11 protein-coding genes and 1 pseudogene are annotated in these 14,626 nt (G+C 65.8%); 2 read left to right on the forward strand and 10 right to left on the reverse strand.

The features are described 5' to 3' along the window. Window positions 1–3: 3 nt before the first annotated feature. The 5 genes and pseudogenes from P1N55_RS01680 to P1N55_RS01700 form a co-directional block, all read right to left on the reverse strand. Window positions 4–1,200: an ABC transporter ATP-binding protein gene (locus tag P1N55_RS01680; protein ID WP_276277299.1), complete on the reverse strand. Its 1,197-nt coding sequence runs from the start codon at window positions 1,198–1,200 to the stop codon at window positions 4–6. A gap of 7 nt (window positions 1,201–1,207) precedes the next feature. Further along, window positions 1,208–2,196, reverse strand: a pseudogene (locus P1N55_RS01685) (carbohydrate ABC transporter permease). Window position 2,197: 1 nt separating this feature from the next. Then, window positions 2,198–3,184 (reverse strand): carbohydrate ABC transporter permease, encoded by a 987-nt coding sequence (locus tag P1N55_RS01690; RefSeq protein WP_276277300.1) that lies wholly within the window; start codon window positions 3,182–3,184, stop codon window positions 2,198–2,200. Between the two features lie 87 nt (window positions 3,185–3,271). Next, entirely contained in the window at window positions 3,272–4,831 is a 1,560-nt protein-coding gene (locus P1N55_RS01695; protein WP_276277301.1) for an extracellular solute-binding protein, read from the reverse strand. 211 nt (window positions 4,832–5,042) lie between these two features. Beyond that, window positions 5,043–6,119, reverse strand: a complete 1,077-nt coding sequence (locus P1N55_RS01700; RefSeq protein ID WP_276277302.1) for a TrmB family transcriptional regulator — start codon at window positions 6,117–6,119, stop codon at window positions 5,043–5,045. Between the two features lie 253 nt (window positions 6,120–6,372). On the opposite strand from P1N55_RS01700, the gene P1N55_RS01705 reads away from it, so the two are divergent. Continuing rightward, on the forward strand, window positions 6,373–7,176 hold the full coding sequence (locus tag P1N55_RS01705) for a hypothetical protein (RefSeq protein ID WP_276277303.1): 804 nt from the start codon (window positions 6,373–6,375) through the stop codon (window positions 7,174–7,176). A gap of 101 nt (window positions 7,177–7,277) precedes the next feature. Further along, on the forward strand, window positions 7,278–7,913 hold the full coding sequence (gfcR, locus tag P1N55_RS01710) for a transcriptional regulator GfcR (protein ID WP_276277304.1): 636 nt from the start codon (window positions 7,278–7,280) through the stop codon (window positions 7,911–7,913). 119 nt (window positions 7,914–8,032) lie between these two features. On the opposite strand, the gene P1N55_RS01715 is transcribed toward gfcR, so the two are convergent. The 5 genes from P1N55_RS01715 to P1N55_RS01735 form a co-directional block, all read right to left on the reverse strand. Next, window positions 8,033–9,739 carry a glycoside hydrolase family 13 protein gene (locus P1N55_RS01715; RefSeq protein ID WP_276277305.1) on the reverse strand — a complete coding sequence of 569 codons (1,707 nt, stop codon included), beginning with the start codon at window positions 9,737–9,739 and terminating at the stop codon, window positions 8,033–8,035. 81 nt (window positions 9,740–9,820) lie between these two features. Then, window positions 9,821–11,518, reverse strand: a complete 1,698-nt coding sequence (locus tag P1N55_RS01720; protein WP_276277306.1) for a glycoside hydrolase family 13 protein — start codon at window positions 11,516–11,518, stop codon at window positions 9,821–9,823. Window positions 11,519–11,593: 75 nt separating this feature from the next. Next, on the reverse strand, window positions 11,594–12,673 hold the full coding sequence (locus P1N55_RS01725; RefSeq protein WP_276277307.1) for a M24 family metallopeptidase: 1,080 nt from the start codon (window positions 12,671–12,673) through the stop codon (window positions 11,594–11,596). Between the two features lie 43 nt (window positions 12,674–12,716). Next, on the reverse strand, window positions 12,717–13,433 hold the full coding sequence (locus P1N55_RS01730) for a TIGR00266 family protein (protein WP_276277308.1): 717 nt from the start codon (window positions 13,431–13,433) through the stop codon (window positions 12,717–12,719). An 81-nt stretch (window positions 13,434–13,514) separates the two neighbouring features. Beyond that, window positions 13,515–14,624 (reverse strand): Gfo/Idh/MocA family protein, encoded by a 1,110-nt coding sequence (locus P1N55_RS01735; protein ID WP_276277309.1) that lies wholly within the window; start codon window positions 14,622–14,624, stop codon window positions 13,515–13,517. Window positions 14,625–14,626: the final 2 nt, after the last annotated feature.

Below are 14,626 nucleotides of genomic sequence, written 5' to 3' on the forward strand. Positions count from 1 at the left end.
TGCTCAGTCGTCGGATTCGACCTCGCCGCCGGACGCCGACCCGGCCGGTTCGGCCTGCTGGAGGCCGTGGACGATGGCCTCACCCGACGCCGTGTCGAACAGGTGGGTCTTGCGCCGGTCGACGACGACCTCGATGTCCTCGTCCTCCTCGATGTCGGAGTCCGGTTCGATGCTCATCAGCAGCTGGTCGTTGGTCGCCTGTTCCTGGGACATCGACGTCTCGCCGTCGCCCAGCAGCAGGTAGGCGAATATCTCGTCGCCCATCGGCTCTAACACGTCCGTCTGGGCCTCGATGTTCATCGAGGGGTCGGCGACCTCGTTTTTCAGGTTCGCCGGGTAGATGTCCTCCGGGCGGATCCCCATCGTCAGCTGGTCGCCGACGCCGACGCCCTCGACGGTCGAGGGGTCGAAGGATATCGAGAAGTTCTCGGAGACGAGCTCGGTCTCGGTCACCTCGGCCTCGACGAAGTTCATCGACGGCGACCCGATGAACCCGGCGACAAAGAGGTTGTCCGGTTCGTTGTAGCAGGTCAGGGGCGGGTCGATCTGCTGGAGGCTGCCGGCGTTGAGCACGGCGATCCGGTCGGACATCGTCATCGCCTCCTCCTGGTCGTGGGTGACGTAGATGATGGTGGTGTCCAGTTCCTTGTGCAGGCGCTGGAGCTCGGTCCGCATGTGGACCTTGAGCTTCGCGTCTAAGTTCGCCAGCGGCTCGTCCATCAGGAAGACGTCCGGTTCGCGGACGATGGCGCGTGCGATGGCGACGCGCTGGCGCTGCCCGCCGGACATCTCCTCGGGCATCCGCCCGAGCATGCCCTCGAGCTGGACGATGTCGGCGGCGTGTTCGACGCGCCGGTCGATCTCGTCTTGCGGGTAGTCCCGCAGCCGGAGGCCAAAGGAGATGTTGTCGTAGACGTCCATGTGGGGAAACAGCGCGATGTTCTGGAACACCATCGCGATACCCCGGTCCTTCGGCGGGAGGTTGGTCACCTCGCGGTCGCCGATGTAGACCTCGCCCTCCGTCGGGATGGTCAGGCCGGCGATGGTCTCCATCGTGGTCGACTTCCCACACCCCGAGGGGCCGACGAAGCAGATGAACTCGCCGTGTTCGATGTCGAGGTTCATGTTGTCGACGGCGGTGACTACCTCACCCTGGTCGTCGTAGCGTTTCGTTACGTTTTCGAGTCTGACTCGTGCCATTGTTGTATTACTCCTTGAGTGCTCCTGAGGTCAGTCCGCTGACGATGCGCTCCTGTGCCACGACGACGAGGATGACGACGGGAAGGACCCCGACGACGCTCGCGGCGGCCATCAGGTTGAACTGCGTGGTGTACTGTGTCTGGTAGCTGAGGATACCGCCGACGATCGGCGACCACTTCGCGGGTTCCGGCGACGTCGCCATGATGGAACTGAAGAAGTACTCGTTGTAGACGGCGATGAACGTCAGCACGGCCGCCGTCGCCACACCGGGTGCCGACAGCGGCATGATGACGCGGAACAGCGCGCCCAGACGCGTGGTCCCCTCGACCCGCGCGGCGTCCTCAAGGCCGTCCGGAATCTGGCCGTAGAAGGTCGTGAGGATGAACACCGACAGCGGCATGAACAGCGCGCTAAAGGGCAGCACCATCGATCCCGGCGTGTTCAGGAGCCGCGGCGGCGTGAACAGCGGGACCTGCGTGAACGGAATCGTGATCGGTGCGTTCGCTGCGAACGCCTGGAAAAGCGGGATGACGAACGCGGCGGGCGGGAAGTAGCTGATCGCCAGGATGCCCAGCATCAGCACGGCCCGGCCCGGGAAGCGGAGCCGACCGAAGACGTAGCCGGCCAGACTCGCGACCAGGAGCACGATGACCGTCGTCGAGACGGCCAGCGCGAAGCTGTTCAGCATGTACAGGTGGAACGGCACCTGTTCGAAGACGGAGATAAATGCTCCCGGATTGAACCCCTTCGGCGTCGGGAGCGGGAACGTGAACCCGGCGACCTGGGGCAGGAGCTCCCGGCGAGCAGGTTCCCCTCGGGGGTGACTGCCAGCACGAGCAGCCAGTAGAAGGGGAACATCGTCGTCACCAGGAAAAACACCATCGCTGCGTAGAACAGCGCACGGTACACCTTCTCCGGGTTCGCCATGGCGCTCTGTGTCCACCGAGCGAGCGGTCCGCCCTCGTCGTCGGAGTCTTGGTCTGTCGCGGTTGCCATCTCAGATCGCGTCCTCCCCTTGCCACAGGATGATTACCATCACCACGGCACCGATGATGGCCGCCGTGACGAAGGCGATGGCCGCCGACGTGCCCTCGCGCGTGTTGAAGGTCGCGACGACCATACACGAGAGCGACGGGACGACCGAGCATTTCGACACCGTGTCGATGATACCGTAGACCCGCATCGCCTGGACCGACCGGAAGAGCACGGCGATACCGATGGTCGGCAGGATGAGCGGGAACGTGATCATCTTGAACTGCTGCCACTTGGTGGCCCCGGCGACCTTCGCGACGTCGTAGAGGCCGCGATCGATGCTCTGGAGGCCAGCCAGTATCAGCAGCGCCATGAACGCCGACGTCTTCCAGATGTCGGCGACGATGATGATAAAGAGCGAACTCGCCGGGTCGTTGAGCGTGTTCGTCGGAGCCAGGATCCCGAGGTCAGCCAGCACGGGAGTCAGGAAGCCGATGTTCGAGTTGAACATCAGGAAGAAGATCATCCCCTGGATGACGACCGGCACCGCCCACGGGATGATGATGGCCGCACGGACCCACCGGCGGCCGTAGAAGTCCTGGTCGAGGATGAGCGCCTGCCCGAGCCCGATGAGGGTCTCGAAGAAGACGCTCACCACCGAGAAGATGATCGTCACCACCAGCGCGCTCGTGATGAGCGCCTGGAGTCCGAGACTCCCCGGCAGGAAGTTGGTGTCGCCCGGGAGGAAGACGTCTTTCTCCCCGGCGAACAGTTCTACGTAGTTCCCGATGCCGACGAACGACGTACTCGAGAAGTCGGCCGAAACCTCGAACAGCGAGAGCTCGAAGGTCCGCAACAGCGGGTACAGAGCGATGACCCCGAGCAGGATGAAGACCGGTATCAAGAGCAGGTACGCGTACTGCGTGTCGCTCAGGTTCTCCATCCAGCGCATCGCGTTGACGAGTGCGCCCGACCGGCGTGATTCACGCTCGCGTGCGGTATCTGTGCTCATGTCCCTCTTTCCCTCCGCGTATTGTTCCACTCCATAATCAATAATAAACTAGGATTGTGTTAAAACTAGCCCCAGGCTACGGCGCCGTTATGCGTTCTCGATGTCCGAGAGGCTCTGGGCAAGCGCGTCCATCGCGTCCTGCGAGGACGCTTCCTGACCGACAGCGCGGTTCGCCTGCTGGGCGATGTTCGTCGACTCCTGGCTCCAGACGGCCGTCACCGGACGTGCGAGCGAGTTGTTCCCGGCGACCTTCAGGGTGTCCATGTAGCGACCCACGACCGGCACGTTGGCGGCCTCGTCGGAGTCGAAGAGTTCTGGCCGCGGCGGGAGCCACCCCTGCAGGGACAGGAGGGTCAGCTGGAAGTCGGGCTGCATCGCGGCGCGGATGACCTCCACGACGGCGTCCTTCTGTTCGCTGTTGGGGTTGATGGTCATGTGCCAGCCACCGAGGGCGGACGTGGTGCCCCCGACGCCCTGCTGTGCGGCGTCTTCCTCGGAGACGGCGTACGGGATCGGCATCGCGCCGAGGTCCTCACCCAGTGCCGGGTCCTCGGTCTCCTCCGGGTTCCGGCCGGTGAGCGCCAGTGAGTAGGGCCAGTTGCGGTGCATGACCGCGTCGCCGTTCGCGAATGGTGCCCGCGAGGCCTCCTCGATCCAGCCCAGAATCTCGGTGGGGACGATGTTACCGGCGTAGCCGTCGAACTCGCCGCCGAAGTCCTCGTCGTGGACGAACTTCCGCATCATGTTGAGCGATTTGACCGTCTCGGGCTCGTTGACCGTGATCGGCCGGTCGCCGACCGGCCCGAAGAGGTTCTCGCGGCCGCCGAAGTACGCGCCGCCCCACGAGGACATGACCTCGTTGAAGGTACAACAGGAGGTCCCCTCGTAGATGTCCCACTGGACCGTCCAGCCGTGTTCGACGCCGGAGTTGTCGAGCGTGTCGGCGGTGATGTTCGACCACTCCTCCCACGTCATCGGCTCGGTGGCCCAGTTGTTGCTCTCGGGGCTGTAGCCGGCCTCCTCGACGAGGTCCTTGCGGTACTGCATCGTCGGGAAGTCCGGGAAGACCGGGACACCAAAGAGGTTCCCGCTGGACGGGTCGATAGCCGTCTCGGTGAACCCGGTGAAGTAGTTGTCCTCGATGTCCGAGAGGAGGTCCTCCGGGAGCATCTCGGTGAGGTTGGCGATCTGTCCCCGCTGGATGAAGATGTTCGTCCAGCCGTTGTCCATCAGGAACATGTCCGGGTCCGTCTCGCCGGCCGAGAGCAGGCGGTTGTAGTTGGACCGCGCCTGCCCGGTGTCCTGGTCGCGCGGGACGAACTGGATCTCGATGTTCTCCGGGAGGCCGTTGTCGCGAAGGGCCTGCTTGATGGCGTCACCGTTGTTCTGGACCGCGACCGGGTCGAAGCCCCAGCGGACGGTCGTGGTCTCGCCGCTGCCACCGTCCCCGGAACTGCCACCGTCCCCGTCGCCACCGTCGCCGCCGGAACCGCCGTCGCCGCCGGAACCGCCGTCACCACCGCTGCCGCCGTCGCCCGCACAGCCAGCGATACCCGCTGCCACGCCAGTCGCCCCGGCGGCCTGCACGAACCGTCGCCGCGAGACGCCTGTCGATGTACTGTCGCCTGTGGTGTCGTTGTCCGACATGTCTATCGTGTGATTACACGGTCAGTACTTAAATGTTTCCCATAATTAACCACAGGTGTTGTAAATACAATCGTCCCACCGCGAAATAGTTGGTACTACGACAGGAGTGCGCTGTCGAGCAATCTCGATATATAAATATGCCGAAATACAAAACGATTATTTGTGAAATCAAGCCGCTCGAACGCGTAAACTCTCGGAAAGTTTCTCGCGCTCAGTCGTACCGCACGTCCTCGACGACCAGGCGGGTCGTCTCGATGGCTTCGACCATCGCACCCCACCCGCCGATCTCGTAGGTCCCCTCGTCCGTCTCGAGCGTCGCACTGACCCTGCCGGCCAGCTGTGCCAGCGGGATCGGTTCGGTCCGGCCCAGCGAACTCCCGGTGTAGTCGACGTCGGTGATGACGCCGTGCAGTTCGATGGGTGTCTTCGTCCCCGTCTCGTACCCGTTGACCGCCACCGTAATCGTCGCCCCCTCGTTGAGGAGCGGTTCGATGTCCCTGACTGCCTGTCTGAAGTCCACGTAGGTTATCGGCGTCTCGGGGGTACGCTCGGTGTACACGGTGTCCCATATCTCCCAGAGGCAGGTCCGGAAGTACCAGTGGAAGACGTAGGAGTGGGTCCGGTCGTGGACGAGGACGCCGTACTCGTTGATGGACCGCTGGTGCGGGGCGAAACACGTCCACACCCTGTCGACGATGATGAGGAAGGGGGAGGGCATGTCCCGGTGGCGGGCCTCCATGCAGGTCCCCTCGAGGTCCGCGATATCGGGGACGTAGTCCTCTGACTCCGAACAGATGCTGAGCTTCACGTCGACGCCCCTGTCGTGGGCCGCCATCAGCGCGTCCCGGAACTCGAGGAACTGTTCGGCGCTGACGCCCAGCTGGATCTCGTTCTCGGCGTCCTCGATGAGCTCCCGTGCCCGATTCTTGACCGTCTCGAAGCGCTTGACGATGCTCACCTCGTGGTCAGTTATCTCGGGCTGGTTCCACCGCTCCTCGATGGACTCGGCGGCGTCAAGGTAGCGACTCGACCGGGCCCGCAGGTCCTCGAGGACGACTTCCGGGTCGTGTGCCCGCGCCGAGAGGCTGTCCTGTTGGAACGTCTCGATGTAGCCCTTCGACTCCAGGTCCCGCAACACGTCGTAGATCCGCGGGTCGGGGACGTCACACCGGTCCGCGATGTCCGTCGCGGTGGCCGTTCCCATCTCGAGCAGCGTGACGTACGCGTCTGCCTGGTACGGGGAGAGGCCGGCGTCCTCGAGTATCTCCGTGAGTTCGTCGTCGTTCATCGCTCTCGTGGTCGAACGACAGCGTCTCTCGCGGGTCCGGTACGTCCCGTCTCGACGCCCTCGGCGGCCGTCCACCCAGGGTCATCTGGCGTGGACCGGTCGACTGGGCGAGGGTCGAGAGCCGTCGACGAGCTCTCGTCTCTATCCATGCACATACATAACAACACCTGTTGTTAAATGCATTGGTGGCCGTTCACACAGCCTGTCGTCCCGACGGGAACGCTCTTAGGGGCGACTCCCATACATCGGGGCGATGACCGACCTCGATGCCCTCCGCGACGAGTCGTACACCGGAGCGAATCGCTGCTGGCCGTGCACCGTGGTCAATCTCGTGCTACTCGGTACTTTCGTTCTTCTCTTGCGCGTGCGCGAGCGAACCGTCGCCAGCCTGGTCGTCGGCACGCTCGGTGTGGCCGTCGTCTACCTTCGCGGGTACCTCGTCCCGTACACACCTCGGTTCGCGCCCCAGCTGGTCGGCGCGTCGCCGCTCCCGGACCGCCTGTTCCACGGGGATCCGGACACGGACGGGGCCGGCTCGTTCGCGGACGACGTCGAACTCGACGGCGAGCAGGTGCTGGAGGAACTTCTGGAGGCGGGCGTCGTCGTCGCCGACGACGAGATGCTGTACGTGGCCGACGACGTAGACGCCGACTGGCACGGGCGGATGGACCAGCTCGCCGACCGCTCGCTCGACGGTCTCGCAGTCGAGGTCCGCCGGACGCTGGCCCACGTCGACGACGCCGACGCACTGGTCGCCGACGGCAGGGAGTGGGTGGTCGTCGGCGCCGAGAACGATCTGGTCGCTCGACCGCTGGCCATCGCCGAACTCGCCGCCTACGAGGTCCTCGACGACCGTCTCGACGACCAGCGACTCCGTCTCGCGGCCGCCGAGTCGTTCCGCATGTTCCTCGAGGACTGCCCGGCCTGCGGGACGGAACTGCGCGAGTCCTCCGCGGTTTCGTGCTGCGGTGGCTACACGACGCCACGGGAGTCACCCCGGGAGACGCTCGTCTGCCCGTCCTGCAGACAGCGCCTGTATACGTTCCCGGCCGAGTGAGCACGGCTGGATCCGGCGGGCGGCGGGTGCCGTTCCGAGAAACCGGAGACACTTGTCCCGAGAGCATGGCCTATTAAGTCCTCCAACGCGGAGACACGTACATGAAGAACATCGACGACCTCGTGGACAGCGCCTCGGACCTCGCCGAGCGCGGCCTCTCGAAGGGCGAAATCGCCGACGAGCTCAACGTTTCCCGGGAGACGGCGAGCTGGCTCGTCGAACGAAGCGGTGCCGGCGCGACGCCGACCCCGTCAACGCCCACCGGCGGCCCGCACGACATCCACGTCGACTGGTCGGCCATCGGCCGCGACAGCGCCCGTCTCCGCCACCTGGGCGCGGCGATGGCGGACCTCCTCTCGAAACAGGGCGAGGATATCGACCTCACCATCGGCATCGAGAAGGCCGGCGCGCCGCTCGCGACTACCGTCGCACAGGAACTGAAGACCGACCTGGGGACGTACGCCCCGACGAAACACCAGTGGGACGACGACGACGACGCCACGAGCGACGGGTCGTTCTCGCGGAACTTCGCCCAGATTCGCAATCGGGACTGCTTCATCGTCGACGACACCATCACCAGCGGGAAGACGATGTCCGAGACCATCAACGCCATCCGCGAGCAGGGCGGGAACCCGGTCGCCTGCGTGGTCCTGGCCGACAAGCGCGGCGTCGAGGACATCGAGGACGTCCCGGTGTACTCGCTCGTCCAGGTCATCCGAGTCGAGGCCGACGAGTAAGTCCCGGTCCCGGCGGCGCTGGTCGCCCGTTCGAATACGGTTCTGCCGCTTTCTCTCTCGCCAGGGCAAGCGACGCCGTCGCCACAGCGACCGGTGTGGGCGCGTCGACGGTCGACCGTTCAGTGCAGGTCGTAGACCCGCGCCTCGTACGGCCTGAGCTGCAGATTCGAGAGTTCCGCCTCGGCGCCGCCGTAGTTCGCGCGAACCAGCGTCGCGCCGTCCGCGACGTCGCCCAGGTCGACCGACCGGGAGTCCTCGCCGAAGTGCAACACCACCAGCATCGACTCGTCGCCGAGCGTCCGCGTGTAGGCGTAGATTGCCTCGTCGTTTGGCAGCAACAGGTCGTACTCGCCGTAGACGAGGACGTCGCGCTCGTGGCGCAGGTCGATGAGATCGCGGTAGTAGTGCCACACGGAGTCGGGATCGGCCCGGGCGGCGGCGACGTTTATGTCCCGGTAGTTCTCGGCCACCTTGATCCAGGGCTCGCCGTCGGTGAAGCCGGCGTGCTCGCTGTCGTCCCACTGCATCGGGGTGCGTGAGTTGTCCCGGCTCCGGGCGTTGACGACGTCGCGGACGTCCTGGTAGTCGTCGGTCCCGTGTTCCTCCATCAGGAGCTCGGCGTGGTTCTTCGCGTCCACGTCGCGGATCTCCTCGAACGTCTCGAAGTCGACGTTCGTCATCCCGATCTCGTCGCCCTGGAAGATGTAGGGCGTCCCGCGAAGGGTCAGCAGGAGCGTCGCGAGGAGTTTCGCGGACTCGACGCGATACTCCGCGTCGTTCCCGAACCGCGAGACGGGCCGGGTCTGGTCGTGGTTGTTCAGGTAGACGCTGTTCCAGCCACCGTCTTCCATCCCCTCCTGCCACCGGGTGAGCACCCGCTTGAGGTCCCGCAGGTCCCACTCGCCCAGCGACTCGTCGTCGGCGACGTCCCATCGACTGTCCCCGTCGACGTCGATCAGCATGTGCTGGAAGTGAAAGACGCTGCCGAGGCCGTCCTCGATGTACTCCCGGGCCTGTTCGACGTCCGTCCCCGGCGTCTCGCCGACGGTCATGACGTCGTAGTCCGAGAGCACCTCGTCGTTCATCTCCCGCAGGTACTCGTGGATGCGTGGCCCGCCAACGAAGTGTTCGGTGCCGACCTGCCCGCTCTCCTTTCCGTCAGGGAGTCCCTCGGTCTTCGAGAGGAGGTTGACGACGTCCATCCGGAAGCCGTCGATGCCCTTGTCCAGCCACCAGCGCATCGTCCCGTAGACGGCCTCGCGGACGTCGGGGTTCCGCCAGTTCAGGTCCGGTTGCTTGGTGTCGAACAGGTGGAGATAGTACTGCTCGCGCACCTCGTCGAAGGTCCACGTCGGCCCGCCGAAGTACGACTCCCAGTTGTTCGGGAGGCCGCCGTCGGCGGGTTCGTCGCGCCAGTAGTAGAAGTCCTCGTACCCGGGTTCGCGCCGCCGGGACTTCTCGAACCACTCGTGTTCGTCGCTGGTGTGGTTGACCACGAGGTCCATCACCAGTTTCATGTCCCGGTCGTGGAGCGCGTCGCGCAGGGCCTCCCAGTCGGCCATCGTCCCGAACGTCTCGTCGATAGCCCGGTAGTCACGGATGTCGTAACCGTTGTCGGCCTGCGGGGAGTCGTAGACGGGACACAGCCAGACGACGTCTACCCCCAGATCGTCCAGGTACGGCACCTTCTCGACGATCCTCTGCAGGTCGCCGACGCCGTCGCCGTCGGTGTCGTTGAAACTCCGCGGATAGATCTGGTAGACGGTGGCTTCCGTCCACCACTCGCGGTCGATTCGTTCGGCCGGCGGCGGGTCTCCACTGGTCATCGCTCTGCCGAATATCGTCGGGCGCCCGCCCTAACTGTTGTGTTAGCACCCGCGGGCGCACGGCGGTCCGGGGCCGAGCGGTCAGAGCTCGTAGATGCGTGCCTCGTAGGGTCGCAGCGACAGCGGCGCCAGCGGTTCGCCAGGGTCGTCGTAGTTCGCGACCAGCACCACGGCGTCGTCGGACTCGACCCGAGCGGGGAGTTCGTAGGTGGCGCGTTCGGCAGACCAGTTCAACACGACCAGCGCCTCGCGGTCGCCCAGCGTCCGGGTGAACGCCCACACCTGCGAGTGGTGCTCGCTCAGCAGCTCGTAGTCGCCGTAGACCAGCAGGTCGCTGTCGTGGCGCAGGTCGATGAGGTCCCGGTAGTAGTGCCAGACGGAGTCGGGGTCGGCTCGGGCGTCGGCGACGTTCACCTCGTCGTGATTCGGGTTGACGTTGATCCAGGGCTCGCCGTCGGTGAAGCCGGCGTGCTCGCTGTCGTCCCACTGCATCGGCGTGCGGGCGTTGTCCCGGCACCGATACCTGATGACGTCCCGAACCTTATCGAAGGAGTCGATGGCGCCGTCCTCCAGTGCGAGTTCCAGTCGGTTGCGCGCGTCGGCGTCCCGCAGCTGGTCCATACTGGTCCAGGGGTAGTTCGTCATGCCGATCTCGTCGCCCTGGTAGACGTAGGGGGTGCCCTGCAGGCTGAAGAGGAAGGTCGCGAGCAGTTTCGCCGACTCGCGGCGGTACTCCTCGTCGTCGCCGAACCGGGAGACGATGCGTGGCCAGTCGTGGGTGCCCAGGAAGATGGTGTTCCAGGCGTCGTCCTCGTTCAGTTCGCGTTGCCACTCCGAGAGGACCTCCCGGAGGTCCGACAGCTCCCACTCCTCGATTTCCCACCACCCCGACTCCGAACCGAAGTCCAGCAGGATGTGCTCGTAGTGAAAGACCATGCTCAGGCCGTCGCCGCTGGGCCCACAGTACTGCTTTGCGTCCTCGGGTCCGGCGCCGATGGCCTCGCCGACGGTCATGACGTCGTAGTTGCTGAACGTCTCGTCGACCATCTCGCTGACGTAGTCGTGGACCTTCGGCCCGTTGGCGAACAGCTCGCTCCCGACCCAGCCCTCGTCTTCGTCGCCGTCGGGGAGGTCCGGGGGCTTCGAGATGAGGTTGAACACGTCCATCCGGAAGCCGTCGATGCCCTTCTCCAGCCACCAGGTTATCATGTCGTATATCTCTCCGCGGACCTCGGGGTTCTCCCAGTTCAGGTCCGGCTGGGCTTCGTCGAACAGGTGGAGGTAGTACGCCTCGCGCTCGTCGTCGTACTCCCAGGCCGACCCGCCGAAGCCCGACGTCCAGTTGTTCGGCGGGTCGTCGTCCGGATCGCCCTCGACCCACCAGTAGTAGTCGTCGTAGGGCGCCTCGCCCGCGCGGGACCGCTGGAACCAGGCGTGCTGGTCGCTGGTGTGGTTCACGACCAGGTCCATGATGAGGCGCATGTCCCGCTCGTGCATCCCCTCGAGGAGCTCGTCGAAGTCGGACATCCGGCCGTACTCCTCCTTGATGGCGCGATAGTCCGCGATGTCGTAGCCGTTGTCGACGTGTGGGGACTCGTACAGCGGGTTCACCCAGACGATGTCGACGCCCAGATCGTCGAGGTAGTCCAGACGCTCGATGATGCCACGGATGTCACCGAGCCCGTCGCCGTCGGTGTCGTTGAAGCTCTGGGGATAAATCTGGTAGACGAACGACTCCTTCCACCACCGCCTGTCGACGTCGGGTTGGCTGGGACACATCAGTGAGGGCTCTCCAGACCATTGCGCCAAACTGCTAATAAATGTTGTACTCGGTGCGGAGCGCGGGCCGGTCGGCTACAGGTGCAGGACGTCGTGGCGCTCCAGCTCGAGGTCGTGACCCACCGCCTCGACGCGTCGGGTGGGCCACTCGCCGGTCGCCGAGAGCGTCTCGATGCCCTCCTCGGTGACCAGGTGGGTGTCCTCGCTCTTCGCGCCCTGAATCGTCGGGTTCCAGGCGTACCCCTGTGGGAGCACCACGGGGGCCTCGCTGTCGGGCGTCGCGATCCACTCCCGTCCGTCGAATCCGGCAGCCCCGCCCTGGTGGTGATTTCGCCACTCGCCGTCCCACCCGACACCGTCGTAGGCGGTCTGAATCGCGGCGAAGACCTCGGCCGCCGTCCCGCCATCGTGGCCGACCGCTCGCGTGGCGGCCAGCGCCGACGTCTCGACGCGCATCGCCTTCCGCGTGCGCGCTTCGAGCCACGCTGGCGGGTCGAACGCCACGGTCCGGGTCGTGCTGGTGAACAGGCCGTCACGGTTGCCCGTCACCGAGAGGAGCGCGTAGTCCCCGACCGGTGCCGACGAGGGCGTGTAGTGGCGGTGGCGCTGGGCCCGCTCGCTGCCCCCGACCAGGACGACGGGCGAGGCGATGCCCCGCGCCTCCAGCGCCTCGTGCAACGCGGCGGCGACGTCCCGTTCCGTGTCGGTGGGGTCGATGTCCCTGGCGACGGTCTCGACGGCCGCGGCCGTCTCCTCACTCAGGGCCCGGTAGGCGTCGACCTGGGCGTCGGTGAGGGGCTGGCGGAGGACGCTGGCGTCGACCGACGCGAATCCCCCGACGTCGAAGTCGGCGGCGGCGGGCGTCGGACTCACCGCGGCAACGGCCTCGGCGAGGCTCCCGTCGTACCACTCGAACGTCTCGACATCGACGTCCGCTGCGAGTTCCTCCTCGCGCAGGCGCGGCGCTTCGATGTTGTTCGTGACCACGGTCACCCCGTCGCCGTCGTAGCCGGCGGCCGCGACGCCGACGTCACCGGCCCGGTCGACGACGTTGTCGCCGCCGGTCAGCCAGGTGAACGAGTTGGGTCGGGCGAACCACACTGCCTCGTGGTCGTTCTCGGCGAGGTACGCGTCGAGTCGCGCTTCGATTGACATACCCGTCCATCCCGAGGACCGGTAATAAATTCGGCCGACCCGCTCAGAGGAAGTCGGTCATGTCCGGCGCCCCGCCGCCGTCGTTGTCCCGGTTTCCCGGGAGCGACTCGGCGATGGCGGCGATAAACGAGTCCAGCCCGCGCGTCTGGTACCAGACGGTCCCGGGACCGGTGAAGTCCATCACCAGGCCCTCGCCGCTCAGCAGCGTCGACTTCAGGCCGCCGACCCGCCGCGCGTCGAAGTCCACGGAGTCCTCCCACGCGACGACGTGTTCGTTGTCGACGGTGTAGGTCTCGCCGGCCTCGAGTTCGACGGACTCGAGGCCGCCGAATGCCTCGATGAAGACGTCCCCGGTCCCTTTCAGCGCCAGCGGCGTGATGCTCGCCCCCGCGAGCAAGGACTTGATGCCGCCGAACTCCGAGTCGATGTCAATGGACGGGTCCGCCGCGAGGAACGCCCCGTCGACGGCATAGAGCGTCTCGTTCTCGAGTTCGTGGTGGCTAACGTCGCCGGGTGCCGGCGGGGCCAGCGTCAGGCGCCCCGGTCCACCCCTGGCCGTGAACTCGTTTGCCAGCAGTGACTCGCCGCCCAGCAGTGACTTCGCCGAGCTGAGGATGCCGTCCCTGCTCGTCGTGGTCTCGATCGAGATGGTCGACGAGTGGCTCACCATCGCGCCCGGTTCCGCGAGTATCGATTCCCCATCTTCCATGTCGAGGACTACGTGCGTGTACGCCGGCTTGTGTGTCAGTTGGATGTCCATGACAGTTCAGTGTACCTTGCGCGCTATCCGGTATAAATGTTCACAGGATGAGAACTCTCGACGAGGCCGAGCGCGGCCGGTTCAGTCGACTGAGACCCACTCGCCGCGCTCGTCGCTCCGTTCGACGGCGTCGAGGACCCGCTGGACCGCGAGGCCGTCATCGAAGCTCGGCTCGTACTGTCCGTCGGCGGCCACGGCGGAGAGAAACTCGTAGTTCTCGTGTACGAACGTGTGCTCCCACCCGATGACGTGGCCCGGGGGCCACCAGTGGTCGACGTAGGGGTCGGATTCGTCGGTCACCAGTATCGTCTCGAACCCGCGCCCGTCCTCGCGCAGGAGTTCGAGCTCGTTCAGCCGTTCCAGCGAGAAACGGAGGCTCCCCTTCGACCCCTCGATCTCGATGGTGTGGTCGTTCTTGTGGCCGTTGGCGAACCGCGACGCCTCGAGGGTACCCATCACGCCGTTCTCGAACTCGACCTGGGCGCTGTAGGCGTCGTCGACGGTCACGGGTCTGGTCTCCGACCCGTCCTCGGTGGGTCGTTCGTCCACGAACGTCCGCAGGTGGCCGCTCAGGCGGTCGACGTCGCCGACGAGGAACCGGGCGAGGTCGACGGTGTGGGCCCCGAGGTCGCCCAGAGCGCCGCTGCCGGCCAGCTCCGCGTCGTTGCGCCAGGACCACGGCGCCTCGGGGTCGGTCAGCCAGTCCTGGAGGTAGCGCCCGCGGAAGTGTCGAATCTCGCCGAGCTGGCCGTCCTCGACGAGTCCCTTGGCGTACTGGATGGCCGGGATGAACCGGTAGTTGAACGCGATGCCGGCTGGGACGTCCGCGTCGCGTGCGGCCTCGGCCATCGCCCGGGCGGGTTCAAGCGTCGGCGCGAGCGGCTTCTCACAGAAGACCGGCGTCCCGGCTTCCAGCGCCGCTATCGAGGGGTCGGCGTGGATGTGGTTCGGCCCGAGGTTGTAGAAGACGTCCACCTCGTCGACCACGTCGCGCCAGTCGGTGGCGGTGCGAGCGAAGCCGAGCCTGTCGGCTGCTTCCCCGAGTGCGTCCTCGTCCCGGCCCACGAGCACGTCGCGTTCGACGGCCGGCGCGTCCTCGAAGAACATCGGGAGGCGCGCGAAGGCGTTCGCGTGGGCCTTGCCCATGAAGCGGTAGCCGAGGACGCCGATGGAGAGGGGGGCTGTTGTCATGT

It is taken from the genome of Haloarcula regularis, from assembly GCF_029338315.1.
Taxonomy (GTDB): domain Archaea; phylum Halobacteriota; class Halobacteria; order Halobacteriales; family Haloarculaceae; genus Haloarcula; species Haloarcula regularis.

Excerpts from the sequence above, each read along its gene's own strand:
- P1N55_RS01680 (WP_276277299.1), bottom strand. The coding sequence starts at position 1,200 with ATGGCACGAGTCAGACTCGAAAACGTAACGAAACGCTACGACGACCAG.
- P1N55_RS01690 (WP_276277300.1), bottom strand. The coding sequence starts at position 3,184 with ATGAGCACAGATACCGCACGCGAGCGTGAATCACGCCGGTCGGGCGCA.
- P1N55_RS01695 (WP_276277301.1), bottom strand. The coding sequence starts at position 4,831 with ATGTCGGACAACGACACCACAGGCGACAGTACATCGACAGGCGTCTCG.
- P1N55_RS01700 (WP_276277302.1), bottom strand. The coding sequence starts at position 6,119 with ATGAACGACGACGAACTCACGGAGATACTCGAGGACGCCGGCCTCTCC.
- P1N55_RS01705 (WP_276277303.1), top strand. The coding sequence starts at position 6,373 with ATGACCGACCTCGATGCCCTCCGCGACGAGTCGTACACCGGAGCGAAT.
- gfcR (WP_276277304.1), top strand. The coding sequence starts at position 7,278 with ATGAAGAACATCGACGACCTCGTGGACAGCGCCTCGGACCTCGCCGAG.
- P1N55_RS01715 (WP_276277305.1), bottom strand. The coding sequence starts at position 9,739 with ATGACCAGTGGAGACCCGCCGCCGGCCGAACGAATCGACCGCGAGTGG.
- P1N55_RS01720 (WP_276277306.1), bottom strand. The coding sequence starts at position 11,518 with ATGTGTCCCAGCCAACCCGACGTCGACAGGCGGTGGTGGAAGGAGTCG.
- P1N55_RS01725 (WP_276277307.1), bottom strand. The coding sequence starts at position 12,673 with ATGTCAATCGAAGCGCGACTCGACGCGTACCTCGCCGAGAACGACCAC.
- P1N55_RS01730 (WP_276277308.1), bottom strand. The coding sequence starts at position 13,433 with ATGGACATCCAACTGACACACAAGCCGGCGTACACGCACGTAGTCCTC.
- P1N55_RS01735 (WP_276277309.1), bottom strand. The coding sequence starts at position 14,624 with ATGACAACAGCCCCCCTCTCCATCGGCGTCCTCGGCTACCGCTTCATG.